The organism is Streptomyces apricus (assembly GCF_008369065.1).
Taxonomy (GTDB): Bacteria; Actinomycetota; Actinomycetes; order Streptomycetales; family Streptomycetaceae; genus Streptomyces; species Streptomyces apricus.
Genome location: NZ_VDFC01000272.1, coordinates 1 through 719, shown reverse-complemented (window position 1 = coordinate 719; position 719 = coordinate 1). Strand labels below are relative to the sequence as shown.

The 719-nt window shown below is 70.4% G+C and carries 1 protein-coding gene; it reads left to right on the top strand.

Features of this window, described 5'->3' with window-relative positions:
- Positions 1–188: 188 nt before the first annotated feature.
- On the top strand, positions 189–719 hold a 531-nt coding region (locus tag FGF04_RS39630; RefSeq protein ID WP_188114436.1), incomplete at its 3' end, for an AraC family ligand binding domain-containing protein.

The window sequence follows — 719 nt, the reverse complement described above, 5'->3', positions numbered from 1 at the left end:
GGTCGGGGTGGAAGAAGGTCGGGGTGGAAGAGGGTCGGGGAACCCTGCGGCCGTCCGTGGCCGTCGCATGCCGCCCCCTCCTCATACAGCCCTTGCGCTTTTCCGACACTCGGTGTGGCGCCGCGTGAAGCGATGACTCCAAGTTACGAGCAAGAGGCGGGGTAAGTCGGATACGCTGGCGACAGATGATGGTCAAAAAGCGACACGATGACAGGGCGGAGATCCGTGAGATCGCCTTCACCGCGCCCACCGGGACGCCTGCAGGAGTCGAGGTCCTGTCCCTGACCGACCTGCGCCACCGGACCACCGCGGCCCAGCTCGCCACACCGCAGCGGCCCGACTTCCACCACCTGCTCACCCTCACCGGCGGCACCCTGCGGCAGACCGTGGACTTCGCCGACCACGCCCTCGAACCGGGATCGTGGCTCTGGGTACGCCCCGGTCAGGTCCACCAGTGGGGCGACCTCACCGGAGCCGAGGGAACCCTGATCCTCTTCCGCCCGGACTTCCTCGACGCGGCCACCGCCGACGCCGCCCGCACACAGGACCCGCATGCCCCGGCCCTGCGCGTGCCCCTGCCCGACCACGCGGCGGCCCTGCGCCTGGCCACCGAACACCTCGGCAGCGAGTTCCGCGCACTCGGACACCTGCCCCTGCACATCCACACCGCGGCCCTGCGTCACCTGCTGGCCGTCCTCGTGCTGCGCCTGACCCACCTC